The organism is Mesorhizobium sp. M1078 (assembly GCF_040318615.1).
GTDB lineage: Bacteria > Pseudomonadota > Alphaproteobacteria > Rhizobiales > Rhizobiaceae > Mesorhizobium.
In genome coordinates, this window is the sequence record NZ_JAMYMP010000014.1 from 148,399 (window position 1) to 162,919 (window position 14,521).

Sequence of the window (14,521 nt, forward strand, 5' to 3'; positions counted from 1 at the left end):
GCCGGCGCACAACGGTCGCGGGCGCTGGTAGGATCAGCGCTGGCCCCGGAGATACGCTTTACGTCGAACCCGATCCGCCAAGCTGAACCTGCTCGACGCGGAGAGCGGCGCGCTGGCGAACTGATTTGACGAGGTTGGCCGAGCTGTTCAAAGTCGATCCTGGATCGCACAACGGGATATGACATGGTGGATTCCGATCGGATCGACAAGCTGATCGCAGGGGTGCCCCCCGCCTTGGCGCTTCGTGCCGGGCTGGACCTTGGCATCTTCACCTGGCTCGGCGGCGATGCTGCGACTGCCGACAGCCTTGGGGCAGCGCTCAAAGTCGAGCCCGCTCGTCTGTCGCGGCTCCTCTACGCGCTCGCCAGCATCGGTCTCCTCGACGTCGAGGATGGTCAGTTTCGCAACGGAGCCGAAGCGTCGGAGTTTCTTGACGCGTCCAAGCCGACCTATCGCGGCGGCGATCATGTGCTGCTGCGCGAACTCTGGGGAGCCGACCTTTTGACCGCAGAGTCGCTGCGGCAGAATCGGCCGGCCGCGCTGCACGACTTTTCCGAAGCGGGGCCAGAATCCGCAGCGGCCTTCAGCCGCATGCTCGCACCGGGAGGGGTGATTTTCGGCCGAAATCTCGCCCGTGAACTGGACTTCTCGGCGGTCAGTTCGGTGATCGACATCGGCGGCGGCGCCGGGACCATTCTGGTCGGTCTTCGCGAGCGATGGCCGCATATTGCAGCGACTTTGATGGAACTCCCGACGGTCGCGGCGGTCGCACCAGCGATCCTGTCGGAATACGGTGCCGGCGATGTGGTTGTCGAAGAAGGCGACATAACGGTCGCGCCATCGACCGGCCGGCATGACTTGGCAATCCTGAAGGCTGTCGTCCAGGTCCTGCCGCCGGACCAGGCGCGCAGTTCGATCCTGAACGCGGCGCGTTGCCTCACCCAAGGAGGCGAGATCGCAATTGCGGGGTGGGGTGTCGTCGATGACGACCGTCTCGGCCCGCCTGAGGGTGTCTTTCTCAATCTCACCTTCCTGAACCTTTACCGCGCGGGCGAATCGTACACGGAAGGTCAGTATCGCGGGTGGATGGCCGGGGCTGGGTTCCGGGATATCTCCAGGTCGCAGCTGACCGACGGCACCACGTTGTTTCGTGGGCGCCTCACGGACTGATCGTGGCTGGAGTGGTTGGTTTCGGGCGTGTGTGGCCCTCAGAGCCAGCCCCGGACGGATTGCACAAAGTTCCTGAGGCGGCGTGAGCCGATCTTTCCCCTTACCGGCAGCGCGGTGTCCCCTGTCTTCTCGATAGCTTCTTCGCAGAGGGGGCATTTAAATGTCACTTGGTCGACAACAAAGTTCGGGATAGCGGCATATTTCGCATTCGTCGATTGGGGCGGAACCTCCGACAGGATGTTGCGCGGTCGCTGCAACTTGCGCCTAGCTAGCCCGTTCGACTACGTCGAATCGGAATGGAGTTTTTAGACATTCGTTTATCTATTCGTGGTTTCTAATACATATGGCATCCAACGCGTTCACCCGGATTTGGTTTGCTTTGAGCCGCCTAAGGCGCGCCACGAACGGTAACGTTGCCGTCATCGTTGCCTTCACCTTGCCGGTCGTGGTCGGCGGCGCCGGCCTCGGTGTGGAGACATCCTTCTGGTATTACAGCAGCCTTAAGCTGCAGGCCGTTGCCGATGCCGCGGCCTATGCCGGTGCGCTCGAGAAAGTCGCGGGTTCCGATAACCCGACCATCATTGCCGCCGCCACGCAGTCCGCGACCTCGAACAATTTTGCCACGCCGGGCACGATCCAGGTCAACACGCCGCCATTGTCCGGCCCGAACACCGCGAAGAAGGCGGTAGAGGTCATCGTCAAGCAGAATCTCGATCGCTACTTCACGGCGATTTTCAACCAGGCGCCCGTTGCCGAACAGGCAAGGGCGGTGGCGCTGATCAATGACGCCTCCAAGGCTTGTGTGCTGGCGCTCAGTCCCTCGGCCTCCCAGGCTGCGCTCTTTTCCGGCAACACCACCGTCAACCTCACCGGCTGTTCGGTCATGTCGGACTCGATTGCCTCGGACGCCATAAAGACGCAGGGCTCGGCTGTGCTCAAGGCCGACTGCCTGATCACGGTCGGCGGCATGGTGCTGAACAATCCAGCGACCACGGTCTGCAAGTCCAACATCACCCGAGCCTTGCCGGCAGCCGATCCTTTCTCCGGCTTGGCGACGCCGACAGCAGGCAACCCTTGCAAGAATGTCAACGGCAACAAGACGTCGCAAACACTCCAGCCTGGCACCTACTGTAGCGGCATGAGCCTCAGCGGCAACGTCACCCTGCAGCCCGGCGTCTACGTCGTGCAGGGCGGTATGAAGGTCAACGCCAACGCGGTCGTCGCCGGCAGCGGGGTAACCATCTTCATGGCCGGCAGCAACACCGTCAGCATGAACGGCAACGCCAAGGTGACGCTGAGCGCGCCTACCTCCGGAGCCTATTCCGGCGTGCTGTTCTACGGCGACAGGACCGGGACTGCGGCACAGAGCACCTTCAACGGCACAGCGGACTCGCTTTTGACCGGCGCCATCTATTTTCCCAGGCAGCAGGTCAACTACCTTGGCAACTTCTCGGGGAACGGTGGCTGCACTCAGGTCGTCGCCGACACTATCCAGTGGTCAGGCAGTACGACGATCAAGCAGAACTGCAAAGGCCTCGGGATGGACGACATTCCGGCGGCACTGTCCGTTCAGCTTGTCGAGTAGCGGGATGGGTGGGCGGACCTTGCGCATTGTCCGGGACAAATCCGGGATAGCCGCCGTGGAGTTTGCCATGTTGCTGCCCGTCCTGTGCTTGGTCTGCCTCGGCATCGCCGATGGCTGGTCCTACGTGACGAGTTACCTGCAGATGCGCGCGGGCGTCAAAACCGCGGCCAATCTCGTGATGGCCGGCGCGTCCAATGACACCGGGACGCAGGCGGTCGCGCTTTCGAGCTGGAACGACAAGCCCGAGGACGCCGCGGTCGTGCTGGTCCGCTCCTACTTGTGCGGCGCCACGGTCGTGGATGAGACCACCATCTGCGGCGGAAAGAAAATCTTCGTCCAGATAACGGCGACGGGCACCTGGGTGCCCCCGTTTAACTTCGGTGTCTTCCCGGACCCGCGCGCGATCAGTCATCAGCAGGTGATCCGTGTCCGCTGAAAGGATCGGATCCAGGTGGCGCCGTGACTGCTCCGGCGCAGCCGGGCTGGAATTCGCCTTGATCGCGCCTTTCCTGGTGATGCTTTTGTTCGGAATCTTCGCCTTCGGCTGGGCCATGAATGCCGTGTCGACCGTCCGCTATACACTGGAAACCTCTTCCCGGGCGCTGCAGCTGAACAACACGCTTTCGCAGAGCGACATCCAGGCCATCGCCACGCAGAAATTGGTGAACCTGGGTCTGAAGAACGTCATTGTGACGATCGCGACCGACCCTGCCAGCGGCGGTTTCAAGATGGCGCATCTGACCGCCAGCTATGCCTTCGTCATCGCTTTCCCGTATTTCGACCAGTATCCGATAAATTACGCCACGACCGTCACGGTGCCCCTGGTTGCCAGCTAGGATACGGCCGGCTTCGTTGAGTTGGCGGCGCCGAACTCAGACCGTAACGGATCGACTGGGAACCATCGCTCGATCTGGAATTGTACTTGCAAGAGGTCGATTCTCTTCGCGGCTGTAGATGCTTAAAGCTCGCTCCTGAGACCCTCAGGGATGGACTTTTTCTATGGAACTAAAGTCGGGCTGCTTGCTTGGTCGCGTCCGTGAAAATCACCGAAAACCAGTCCATCAGTGCTGCAACATGCCGACAGGCTATCTCAGTCACCAAGCCTTTGATCTTGCTGGTGATCCCGACAGGAATCGAACCTGTGACCTACAGATTAGGAATCTGCCGCTCTATCCTACTGAGCTACGGGACCACGCGGCCCGACACATAGCCGCTTCCGATCGTTTCGCCAAGAGGCTCGCCGAAGGCAATGAAGAGGCCGGCCGAAGGCTAATCGGCCGGCCTTTCGTCGGGGCAGGTCAGGCTGCCAGCGCCGTTTCGGCCAGTTTCACCCAGTAGCTCATGCCGTGCGGTATGACTTCGTCGTTGAAGTCGTAGGCCGGATGATGGAGGCCGGCGGTCTCGCCATTGCCGATGAAGATGAAGGCGCCAGGTCGGGCTTCCAGCATGTAGGAGAAGTCTTCGCCGCCCATCACCGGCTGGATGGCGCGGTGGACCTGGGTGTCGCCGGCGACATGTGCCGCGACATCGCCGGCAAAGACCGTTTCTTCCGGATGATTGAAGGTCACGGGATAGTTGGCGTCATAGTCGACAGTGATCGTCGCGCCGAAGGCGGTGGCTATTCCTTCGCAGATGGTGCGGATGCGCTCTTCCGACTTCTTGGCTATCTCTTTCTTCAGTGTGCGCACCGTGCCGGCAATCTCGGCGGTCTCGGGAATGACGTTGTAGGCGTCGCCGGCGTGGAACTTCGTCACCGAAACCACCACCGCCTCGACCGGATCGGTGCTGCGCGAAGCGACCGTCTGAAGGGCGCCGACCAACTGGCTGGTGATGACGATCGGGTCGATCGTGCCGTGCGGCATCGCCGCATGGCCGCCGCGGCCCTTCACGGTGATGGTGAACTCGGCGGTCGCCGCCATGATCGGGCCCGGCCGGATGGCGAACTGGCCCACCGGCAGGCCCGGCATGTTGTGCATGCCAAAGACGCGCGAAATATCGAAACGCTCCATCATGCCGTCCTTGACCATCTCGTTGCCGCCGCCGCCGCCCTCTTCCGCCGGCTGGAAGATGACCGCGACCGAGCCGGCGAAATTGCGCGTTTCGGTCAGATATTTGGCGGCGCCCAAAAGCATCGCCGTATGGCCGTCATGGCCGCAGGCATGCATTTTGCCGGGAATGGTCGAGGCATAGGGCTTGCCGGTGATCTCGTTGATCGGCAGCGCGTCCATGTCGGCGCGCAAGCCGATGGTCGCGCCTTGCCCCTTGCGGCCATGGATGATGCCGACGACGCCGGTCTTGCCGAGGCCCGTCACCACGTCGTCGCAGCCGAATTCCTTCAGCTTCTCGGTGACGAAGGCGGCGGTCTTGAAGACATCGAAATTCAGTTCTGGCGTCTGGTGCAGATGGCGTCGCCAGCCGGCAACTTCATCCTGCATCTCGGCGGCGCGGTTGAGAATCGGCATAATGGTTCCATCTCGCTGTTGGAGCAGACGATCTGGCCTGCTTGATTGCAATTGTGATTGCCATGCTTGTTGCCATCTTGGCACTTTGCCATCTTGGCGTCACATAGGGTAAATAGCACCCCAGACAATGTGATCCGGAAATTGAGGGCCGGATCAGGTCATGCTGGCCATCGCGTAACGAAATCTTACGGAGCCAGGGGCGACTACGGCAAGAGGCGATTTCGGATTCCATGATGCGGCACAGCCATATCCTCAAATTACTGCTAACGGGCGGCTTGGCGCTACCCATGCTGGCTGGGCCAGCTTTGGCCAATCCGGTGATCCTGTTCGACCTCAACAGCGGCAAGGTTCTGCAGCACCAGGACGCATTCAAGCGCTGGTATCCCGCTTCGCTGAGCAAGCTGATGACCGCCTATGTCACCTTCCGGGCGATTGCCGCCGGCGAGGTCCAGCTCGATTCACCGATCAAGGTGACCAAGCATTCGGCGGGCGAACCGCCGAGCAAGATGGGCTTCAAGCCGGGCTCGGTGATGCGGCTCGACAATGCGTTGAAGATGATGCTGGTCAAATCGGCCAACGATATCGCCATGGCCATCGGCGAAAACATAGGCGGCTCGCAGGCCGGATTCGCCGTTCGCATGAATGCGGAGGCGGCGCGGCTCGGCATGACCGGAACGCATTTCGTCAATCCGAACGGACTGTTTTCGCCGGAGCAGTATACGACGGCGCGCGATCTTGCCCTGCTGGTGATGGCGATCCGCAAGGAATTCCCGCAATTCGCCCCCTGGTTCTCGATCGAAGGCCTTGCCGTCGGCAAGAAGGCGATCTCCAACTACAATCTCTTGATCGGGCGCTATCCCGGCGCCGACGGCATGAAAACCGGGTTCGTCTGTCCCTCGGGCTTCAACATGATCGGCTCGGCGACACGCAATGGCCGCACGCTGGTCGCGGTCGTGCTCGGCGAAAAATCGGCGATCAGCCGTGCCGAGACCGCCGCCAGGCTGCTCGACCAGGGCTTTGCCACGCCCGACCCGAACTGGCTCACGGTCGCGGCCATGCCTTCCTATGGCGATACAATGTCACCCAACGACATGCATGATGAGATCTGCAGGAAGAAGGCGCCGCACGAGCAGTCCGAGGCGGCTCCGCCGGTGGCCGCGAAGGGTGCCGACGTGCCGAAATCGCCCTATCAGGAAAAGCTCGACCACGTGCCGACGCTGGTTGCCGTGGGCCTCGGCGGCGCCACCGGGCCGGCGCCGAAGGCGATGCTCGACCAGGGCGGCCAGGAATACGCCGATGTGCCGCTGCCGAGCTGGCGGCCAGACATTCCGGCGCCAAAGGGCGCCGAACCGGCCGTGGTGGGCCAGGCAACCGCAGTGCAGGGCGACCAGCTGGTCAAAGCCGCGAACTAGGCGATGGCTGGCTTTCCGATACCCGTCACGGTGGTCACCGGCTTCCTCGGCGCCGGCAAGACGACATTGCTCAACCGGCTGCTCAAAGATCCGGCACTGGTCGACACGGCCGTCATCATCAACGAATTCGGTGAGGTGGCGATCGACCACCTTCTGGTCGAGCAGGCCTCGGACGGCATCATCCAGCTGTCCGACGGGTGTCTATGCTGCACGGTGCGCGGCGAACTGGTCGACACGCTGGCTGACCTCGTCGACCGGCTGCAGACGGGCCGTATCGCCCGCCTTGCCCGCGTCGTCGTCGAAACCACCGGGCTCGCCGATCCGGCGCCGGTGCTGCAGTCGATCATGGCGCATCCCGCCCTTGTGCAGGCCTTCCGACTTGATGGCGTCATCACGCTGGTCGACGCGGTCAACGGCAATGCGACGCTCGACGGCCATGTCGAGGCGGTCAAGCAGGTGGCGGTCGCCGATCGCATCGTGCTGACCAAGGTCGATCTGGCCAGCGATCCCGGCGACGTCGATGCTTTGCGAACGCGACTCCATCAGCTCAATCCAGGCGCCGTGGTGCTGGACGCCGGCGACGGCCGAACCGGCGTCACGGCGCTGTTCGATTGCGGCCTCTACAATCCGGCGACCAAATCCGCCGATGTCCGGCGCTGGCTCGGCGAAGAAGCCGCCCATGAGCACCACCATCATCATGACCACGGCGAACATGAGCACCACCACCGCCACGATTCCCGCGTGCGCTCCTACTCGCTGGTCCATGATGGGCCGGTGCCGTTCTCTGCGATCGAGATGTTCCTCGACCTGCTGCGTTCTGCGCATGGCGACAAGCTTTTGCGGATGAAGGGCGTCATCGAGCTTGCGGAGGACCCGTCGCGGCCGCTTGTCGTCCACGGGGTGCAGAAGATCCTGCATCCGCCGGCGCGGCTGCTGGCCTGGCCGGACGGCCAACGCGGCACCAGGCTGGTGCTGATCACGCTCGATATGCCGGAAGATTATGTGCGCCGGCTGTTTTCCGCCTTCACCAACCGGCCGTCGATCGACACGCCGGATCGCGCGGCGCTGGAGAGCAATCCGCTGGCGATAGCCGGGGGCTGATTGTCAGGCTCGCTATGCGCCGCGTTCGACCAGGAAGCGGTGGCCGCCGCTGACGGCTGATGTTTCAACAAGCTGGTGGCCAGCGTCGGCGCAAAAGGCGGGGATGTCGATGACCGCCAGCGGGTCGGTGGTCTCCAGCCAAAGCCGGCTGCCCGGCTGCATTGCCGCCAGGCGTTTTTTCGCCTTGAGAACGGGCAGGGGGCAGTTCAGGCCCTTGAGGTCATAGATCGCGGTGTGATTTGTTTGTTTGTCTTCATGCATGTCTTTGTCCCAAAACCGCTGCGCACTTTTGGGCGACATGCATCGGCAAGGCGAAAAACCTCAGCCGCCGAACATGCCTAGCAGCTTGTTCTTGATCTTCGACATCCGGCTTTCGTCCGCCGGCGGTTCTGCAGGCGCCGCCTCGACGCTCGCAGTGGCGACCGGCTGCTGGGGGGCCTGCTTGGCTGCTTCCTTTTCGGCCAGCGCTTGGGCCTTTGCCGCTTGCTTTTCAGCCAGTGCCTGGGCCTTGGCGGCTTTCGCAGCCTCGATGGCAGCAACCCGCTGTTCCTCGGCCTTGCGCTTGGCTTCCTTCTCTGCGTCCAGCGCCGCCATCTTGCGGCCGGCGGGCGAATCGATGCGGCCCATGCGCGCCGTCTCGGTCAGCGTGCCGTCGGAATTCAGCGACGGCGGTTCGATCGGCACGCGCTCGCCCCGGGCGCGGCGCTTCGACCATTCGGAAACGATGGCGGCTTCCTTGATGCCGGCAATGGTCGGCTTGGGCGCCGGCACGCTGGCTTTGACCGCGCCGGTGAAGGCCGCGTCATAGCTGCTTTGATAGGCGTTGAGTGCGCTCTTCAGCGAATCCGGCTGCGTGGTCGCCGGGCAGGCGCCGGTCGGATCGAATGTCGTGCCCTCGGGCGCCACCTGGTTGAAGACATAGCGCTTGTCGCAGACATCGACTTTCGGCGGCACCTTGGTGATCTCGAAATTGTCGTAACCGACCTTCAGCATCTTCCAGAACTCATAGTTCGGGTCGTTGCGGTAGCGCGCCATGTTGGCGGCGGTCATGCGGAACGGGAAGGCCTGGATCTGGAACTCGGTCTGGCCGCCCTGGAAGGCATCGCGACCAAAAGCGTAGATCTGCTCGATCTGCGGGTCGGTCATCGAATAACAGCCCGACGACGAGCAGGCGCCATGCACCATCAGATTGGCGCCGGTGCGGCCATTGGCACGGTCATAGGCGTTGGGATAGCCGATGTTGAAGGACAGGTGATAGTTCGAGCGCGGATTCATCTGCGACGGGCGGACCGTATAGAAACCTTCCGGCGCCTGGCGGTCGCCCTCGGTGTATTTCGGGCCGAGCTTGCCCGACCATTTGCAGATGTCGTAGCTGGCGACCATCTCGTAGCGGCCGGTGGTCTTGGCCTTCCAGATTTCGAGCTTGCCTTCTTCCTTGAAGATGCGGGCCATCACCGACGAGGTGCGGATCATGCCCTTGGCCTTCATGTCGGCCAGGATCTTGTCCGGCAGCGGCTTGCTGGCTTCCGGCGCAAAATTCTTCATTGAGGAATCGTTGCAGCCGGCAACGCCAAGCGCGGCGATCAGAAGTCCAGTGCGGGCAAGCTTGGTAAACATGGATACGGCTATGTCTTTTTCTCGCGGCACGGCCGGATAGCGCCCGGGCCTGCATGCTGAACACTGACGGACCCTAAGCCCGTTAACCTTGAAAATTCCTTACCGCAAGCGTCGGACGGCGCCCCCCACGCAATTCGCCCGGTGTCACGGATTTTTTATTGAGCCGAATGCGGCGGCATTTTTGTGGCGAAATTGCTCCTTGACGCCACATTGCGGTGCGCTGCCGGCCAAAATCAGAGGCTGCGGCCCATCGCCAGATATTTTTCGCGGCGCTGTTCGCGAAAATCGGTGTTGGCGCCGGCAAAATCCTTCATCGTCTTGGCGATGAGGTCGCCGGTGGCGGCGATGACCGTTTCGGGCGCGCGCTGGGCGCCGCCGAGCGGCTCGGCAATGATGGCGTCGATGATCTTCATTTCCAGAAGGTCCTGGGCGGTGATCTTCATGTTGGTCGCCGCATCTTTCGAGCGCGTGGTGTCACGCCACAGGATCGAGGCAGCGCCTTCCGGCGAGATCACCGAATAGATGGCGTGTTCCAGCATGTAGACGCGGTTGGCGGTGGCGATCGCAATGGCGCCGCCCGAACCGCCTTCGCCGATGACAACCGAAATCGATGGCACTTTGAGGCCGAGGCAGGCCGAGGTTGAGCGGGCGATGGCTTCAGCCTGGCCGCGTTCCTCGGCGCCAACGCCGGGGTAGGCGCCGGCGGTGTCAACCAGCGTCAGAAGTGGGATCTGGAAACGGTCGGCAAGTTCCATCAGCCGCACGGCCTTGCGGTAGCCTTCAGGGCGCACCGAGCCGAAATTGTGCTTGAGCCGGCTCGCCGTGTCGGAGCCCTTTTCCTGGCCGATGACGGCCACCGGTTCGCCGCGGAAGCGGGCGAAGCCGCCGATGATCGCCTGGTCCTCGCCGAAATTGCGGTCGCCGGCGAGCGGCGTGAAATCGCTGAACAGACCCTTGATGTAGTCGAGGCAATGCGGCCTGTCGGTGTGGCGCGCGACCTGCACCTTCTGCCACGGCGTCAGCGCCTTGTAGATGTCGCGCAGCGCGTCGCGCACGCGCTTCTCGAGCCGGCTGATTTCGTCGCCGACGTCGACCGCCTCGCCATTCTCGGCAAGCTTCTTCAGCTCGAGGATCTTGAGTTCAAGGTCCTGCACCGGCTTTTCGAAATCGAGGTAATTGTACATTCTTGAGCGGACCGATGCGTCGGAAGGCAAACATCGCGCAGATGTAGGCTCCGCGCGGGCACGTTGCCCTCACATAGCGATATGAGGCCTAGTCGGCAAGCGGATGATGATCGTTGACCAGCCGCACCAACCGCTCTTCCAGCACATGCGTGTAAATCTGCGTGGTCGAGATATCGGCGTGGCCGAGCAGCTGCTGCACCGCCCTGAGATCAGCGCCGTTCTGCAGGAGATGGCTGGCAAAAGCATGGCGCAGCACATGCGGCGAAATTTTGGCCGCCGATATGCCGGCCCGCGCGGCAAGGCCTTTGAGGTCGCGGGCAAAGACCTGCCGGGAGAGAAAGCCGCTGTCGCCGGCGGCCGGGAACAGAAACGGGCTGTCGGCGAAAGCCGGCACCGACGCCCGGGCCGTGAGCCATGCCCGCATCGCCATGCGGGCCTTGGCCGACAGCGGCACCATGCGCTCCTTGTCGCCCTTGCCGCGCACCATGAAGAAGCGGTCGTCGCGCTGGGCGACGGTCACCGGCAGGCCGACAAGTTCGGAGACGCGCAGGCCGGTGGCATAGAGCACCTCGACCAAAGCGTGCAGGCGCAGTGCCGCCACCCGGTCGCCATTGACGCCATCGCCTGTCTCAAGCGCCGCACGGTCGAGCAGCCGACCGGTATCGGCCTCGCTCATCGTCTTGGGCAGCGGCCGGCCCTTTTTCGGACTGTCCAGCGTGCCGGTCGGGTCGTCGCCGCGCAAGCCCTCGGCGTAGAGGAACTTGAAGAACTGGCGGATCGCCGACAGTTTGCGCGCCTGCGACGTCGACGCAAAGCCGCGCGCCGCGATATCGTCGAGATAGGCGCGGATGTCGACTGCGGCGGCAGCGGCAAGCCCGCCGGCAATCTGCTGCGAAGCGTCTTCGAGATCACGGCGGTAGGAAGACAGCGTGTTTGCAGCGGCACCGCGTTCGGCGCTCATCATCTCGAGAAAGGCTTCGATGCGAGCCGCGCTGTTCATGTTCCAGGGGTCAGTTTTGGGTCAGTTTTTCTTGGGGTTCAGCTTTTCCGGTGGAATGCGCACGGTGATTTCGGCTTTTTTCGGCTCGACGAACATCGCCAACGCCACCATCGTACCATAGGCAATGCCGGCAAGAATCATCATCGTCACGACAAAGCGGAACAGTGTCGGCATCAATCTTCGCCCGTCTTCTTACTCTGCGATTCCAAGCCCTGTGTCCTTATGGGACGCTAATTCCGTCAATTCAAGGACGAAGGGCTCTGCGTGCGAAAGGCGCTATGCTTGACGCAAACGGGCTTTTGATGTCGATACGCCGGCAAAGACGGCTTAGAAACAGCATGGTCTCATGAACGCGTTACCAGCAAATCCTCCCGGCGATAGCCATGCCGCGCTGCTCGACAGGCTGGGCAGCCGCTCGATCGTCTTTGTCGGCCTGATGGGCGCCGGCAAGACGGCGATCGGCCGCAAGGTGGCGACGATGCTGTCGCTGCCCTTCGTCGACAGCGACCAGGAGATCGAAACCGTGTCGCGCATGACGGTGCCGGAACTGTTCGAACGCTATGGCGAGACCGAATTCCGGGCATTGGAGCAGCGCGTCATCCTGCGCGTGCTGGAGAGTGGGCCGCAGGTGCTGTCGACCGGCGGCGGCGCGTTCATGAATGCGCAGACGCGGGAAGCGATCGCCGGGCATGGCGTGTCGGTGTGGCTGAAGGCCGAGATCGACCTGTTGATGGAACGCGTGTCCAAGAAGCAGAACCGGCCGTTGCTCAAAAGCGCCGATCCGCGCGCCGTGCTCGAGCGACTGATGGGCGAGCGCTACCCGGTCTATGCCACGTCCAACATCACCGTGCCGACACGCGACGACCGCAAGGAGGTCATTGCGACGGAGGTTGTCGACGCGCTGTGCGGGCATTTCGGCATTCCGGCTCCGACTGCACCAGGCGAGGTGCGGCTGTGAGCGAACCGGTCACTGTCGAGGTCGGCCTTGGCGAGCGTGCCTATGACATCCTGATCGGCCCTGGCCTTTTGGCGCGCGCCGGCGCCGAGATTTCGCGCCGCCTGCCCGGCACGAGGGCGGCGGTGGTCACGGACGATAATGTCGCGGCGGCACATCTCGACGCGCTGAAGGCCGGTCTGGAAACACGCGGCATCCAGCCTGCCGTCATCACTTTGCCGGCCGGCGAAAAGACCAAGAGCTTTGCCCATCTCGAAGAGGTGGTCGACGGCGTGCTCGCCGCCAAGCTGGAGCGCGGCGATGTCGTCATTGCGCTCGGCGGTGGCGTCATCGGCGACCTCACCGGCTTTGCCGCCGGCATCGTGCGCCGCGGCATGAATTTCGTCCAGATTCCAACCTCGCTGCTGGCGCAGGTCGATTCCTCGGTCGGTGGCAAAACCGGCATCAACAGTCCGCGCGGCAAGAATCTGGTCGGTGTCTTCCACCAGCCGAAACTGGTGCTGGCCGATACCGAAGTGCTCGACACGCTGCCGATCCGCGAATTTCGCGCCGGCTATGCCGAGCTTGCCAAATACGGGTTGATCGACCGACCGGCGTTTTTCGCCTGGCTGGAAGCGAACTGGGAAAAGGTGTTCGCCGGTGGTGCGGAACGGGCGGAGGCGATTGCCGAGGCCTGCCGCGCCAAGGCCGATGTCGTCGCCCGCGACGAGTTCGAAACCGGCGACCGCGCACTGCTCAATCTTGGCCACACGTTCGGCCATGCGCTGGAAGGCGCCACACAGTATGACGGCGCCCGCCTCGTCCATGGCGAAGGCGTCGCCATCGGCATGGCGCTGGCGCACCGCTTTTCCGCAAGGCTCAATCTGGCCAGCCTGGACGACGCGGCGCGGGTCGAGGCGCATCTTCGCGCCGTCGGTCTACCCTGGCGGATGGCCGACATCCCTGGTGAGTTGCCCGATGCCGAGGCGCTGCTTGGCTTCATCACCCAGGACAAGAAAGTGTCGCGCGGCGCGCTGACATTCATCCTGACGCGCGGCGTTGGCCAAGCTTTTATTGCCAAGGATGTACCGGCGTCGGAAGTGCTTTCGTTCCTCAGGGAGAACCACCCGGGCCAGGAAAGCCGGCAGCGATGATCAACGAGCCCGGCTGGACCGTCGTCGCCGTCCTTGCCATCCTCATCCTGCTGGTCCTGGCCGTGCGCACGCGCCTGCTTGCCATGTTCGGCTATGAGTTGTCGCGCATCGAGCCGCAGCGCTCGACCCAGGACGAGTTGCGCGGCGCGGTCGACGATTTCCGCCGCGACGGCCAGATGGTGCGAGAGGACCGCGACCGCGTCGGCGGGCTGTTCGATCTCGCCGAGCTCGAAGTCTCCGACATCATGGTCCACCGCACCAATATGCGCTCGGTCAATGCCGACAATGGGCCGGAAGCGGTGGTACGCGAGATCCTGCAAAGCCCGCACACCCGCATGCCGTTGTGGAAAGGCTCTCTCGACAACATTGTCGGCGTGCTGCACGCCAAGGACCTGCTGCGAGCGCTGAACGAGGTCGGCAACGACTTTTCCCGGATCGACGTGATGAAGATCGCTTCGAAGCCTTGGTTCGTGCCCGACACCACCACGCTGCAGGAACAGCTCAACGCCTTCCTGCGCGCCAAGGCGCATTTCGCCATCGTCGTCGACGAATATGGCGAGGTCGAAGGGCTGGTGACGCTGGAGGACATTATCGAGGAGATCGTTGGCGAGATCGCCGACGAGCACGATGTCGACATTCAGGGCGTCAAGCAGGAGGCGGACGGTTCCGTGGTCGTCGACGGCACCGTGCCGATCCGCGATCTCAACCGGGCGCTCGACTGGAACCTGCCTGACGAGGAAGCGACCACCATTGCCGGCCTGGTCATCCACGAGACGCAGTCGATCCCCGAGGAAAAGCAGGCTTTCACCTTCCACGGCAAGCGCTTCGTGGTGATGAAGCGCGACAAGAACCGGATCGCAAGGATCAGGATCAGGCCGGCGGGCGAAGCCTGAGGTAACGAG

Annotated in this window: 15 protein-coding genes and 1 tRNA gene; 9 read left to right on the plus strand and 7 right to left on the minus strand. The window is 63.0% G+C overall.

Going from position 1 to position 14,521, the window contains the following annotated elements; genetic code table 11:
- The first annotated feature begins 183 nt into the window (after window positions 1-183).
- The 4 genes from NKH38_RS19695 to NKH38_RS19710 all read left to right on the plus strand — a co-directional run bounded on the left by NKH38_RS19695 (window position 184) and on the right by NKH38_RS19710 (window position 3,591).
- Window positions 184-1,170: a methyltransferase gene (locus tag NKH38_RS19695; protein WP_023727273.1), complete on the plus strand. Its 987-nt coding sequence runs from the start codon at window positions 184-186 to the stop codon at window positions 1,168-1,170.
- 379 nt (window positions 1,171-1,549) lie between these two features.
- The gene (locus NKH38_RS19700) at window positions 1,550-2,755 is read left to right on the plus strand and encodes a pilus assembly protein TadG-related protein (RefSeq protein WP_348524259.1); all 1,206 of its coding nucleotides are present in this window, start codon (window positions 1,550-1,552) and stop codon (window positions 2,753-2,755) included.
- Window positions 2,756-2,759: 4 nt separating this feature from the next.
- A complete protein-coding gene (locus tag NKH38_RS19705) occupies window positions 2,760-3,191 on the plus strand; it encodes a TadE/TadG family type IV pilus assembly protein (RefSeq protein ID WP_023690708.1) in 432 nt (143 codons plus the stop codon).
- Window positions 3,181-3,591: a TadE/TadG family type IV pilus assembly protein gene (locus NKH38_RS19710; protein WP_023708223.1), complete on the plus strand. Its 411-nt coding sequence runs from the start codon at window positions 3,181-3,183 to the stop codon at window positions 3,589-3,591. Before NKH38_RS19705 ends, NKH38_RS19710 begins: the two co-directional genes overlap by 11 nt.
- A 279-nt stretch (window positions 3,592-3,870) precedes the next feature.
- Here NKH38_RS19710 and NKH38_RS19715 read toward each other — a convergent pair.
- Together NKH38_RS19715 and NKH38_RS19720 are read right to left on the minus strand one after the other, a co-directional pair.
- A tRNA-Arg gene (locus NKH38_RS19715) sits at window positions 3,871-3,947 on the minus strand.
- Between the two features lie 106 nt (window positions 3,948-4,053).
- On the minus strand, window positions 4,054-5,217 hold the full coding sequence (locus tag NKH38_RS19720) for a M20 aminoacylase family protein (RefSeq protein WP_023699100.1): 1,164 nt from the start codon (window positions 5,215-5,217) through the stop codon (window positions 4,054-4,056).
- A 233-nt stretch (window positions 5,218-5,450) separates the two neighbouring features.
- On the opposite strand from NKH38_RS19720, the gene NKH38_RS19725 reads away from it, so the two are divergent.
- Window positions 5,451-6,629, plus strand: a complete 1,179-nt coding sequence (locus NKH38_RS19725; RefSeq protein ID WP_352762205.1) for a D-alanyl-D-alanine carboxypeptidase family protein — start codon at window positions 5,451-5,453, stop codon at window positions 6,627-6,629.
- 3 nt (window positions 6,630-6,632) lie between these two features.
- Window positions 6,633-7,730 (plus strand): CobW family GTP-binding protein, encoded by a 1,098-nt coding sequence (locus tag NKH38_RS19730; protein ID WP_352762194.1) that lies wholly within the window; start codon window positions 6,633-6,635, stop codon window positions 7,728-7,730.
- A gap of 12 nt (window positions 7,731-7,742) precedes the next feature.
- Here the strand turns inward: NKH38_RS19730 and NKH38_RS19735 are convergent, their stop codons facing one another.
- The 5 genes from NKH38_RS19735 to NKH38_RS19755 form a co-directional block, all read right to left on the minus strand.
- Complete coding sequence (locus tag NKH38_RS19735; RefSeq protein ID WP_027050749.1) at window positions 7,743-7,991, minus strand: sulfurtransferase TusA family protein; 249 nt, start codon at window positions 7,989-7,991, stop codon at window positions 7,743-7,745.
- Window positions 7,992-8,051: 60 nt separating this feature from the next.
- Window positions 8,052-9,347, minus strand: coding sequence for a L,D-transpeptidase family protein (locus NKH38_RS19740; RefSeq protein WP_023714988.1), 1,296 nt, complete (start codon window positions 9,345-9,347; stop codon window positions 8,052-8,054).
- Between the two features lie 233 nt (window positions 9,348-9,580).
- Window positions 9,581-10,531: an acetyl-CoA carboxylase carboxyltransferase subunit alpha gene (locus tag NKH38_RS19745; protein ID WP_023685389.1), complete on the minus strand. Its 951-nt coding sequence runs from the start codon at window positions 10,529-10,531 to the stop codon at window positions 9,581-9,583.
- Between the two features lie 88 nt (window positions 10,532-10,619).
- Window positions 10,620-11,531, minus strand: coding sequence for a site-specific tyrosine recombinase XerD (locus NKH38_RS19750; RefSeq protein WP_286458628.1), 912 nt, complete (start codon window positions 11,529-11,531; stop codon window positions 10,620-10,622).
- A gap of 21 nt (window positions 11,532-11,552) precedes the next feature.
- Window positions 11,553-11,705 (minus strand): hypothetical protein, encoded by a 153-nt coding sequence (locus NKH38_RS19755; protein ID WP_023670666.1) that lies wholly within the window; start codon window positions 11,703-11,705, stop codon window positions 11,553-11,555.
- Between the two features lie 172 nt (window positions 11,706-11,877).
- Here NKH38_RS19755 and NKH38_RS19760 point away from each other — a divergent pair, with 172 nt between their 5' ends.
- From NKH38_RS19760 to NKH38_RS19770, 3 genes are read left to right on the plus strand one after another with little or no spacing between them, the layout of a single operon-like run.
- On the plus strand, window positions 11,878-12,489 hold the full coding sequence (locus tag NKH38_RS19760; protein WP_023670667.1) for a shikimate kinase: 612 nt from the start codon (window positions 11,878-11,880) through the stop codon (window positions 12,487-12,489).
- Complete coding sequence (gene aroB, locus NKH38_RS19765; protein ID WP_023731088.1) at window positions 12,486-13,619, plus strand: 3-dehydroquinate synthase; 1,134 nt, start codon at window positions 12,486-12,488, stop codon at window positions 13,617-13,619. The genes NKH38_RS19760 and aroB overlap by 4 nt, the downstream gene beginning before the upstream one ends.
- Window positions 13,616-14,512 (plus strand): HlyC/CorC family transporter, encoded by an 897-nt coding sequence (locus NKH38_RS19770; protein WP_023731087.1) that lies wholly within the window; start codon window positions 13,616-13,618, stop codon window positions 14,510-14,512. The genes aroB and NKH38_RS19770 overlap by 4 nt, the downstream gene beginning before the upstream one ends.
- Window positions 14,513-14,521: the final 9 nt, after the last annotated feature.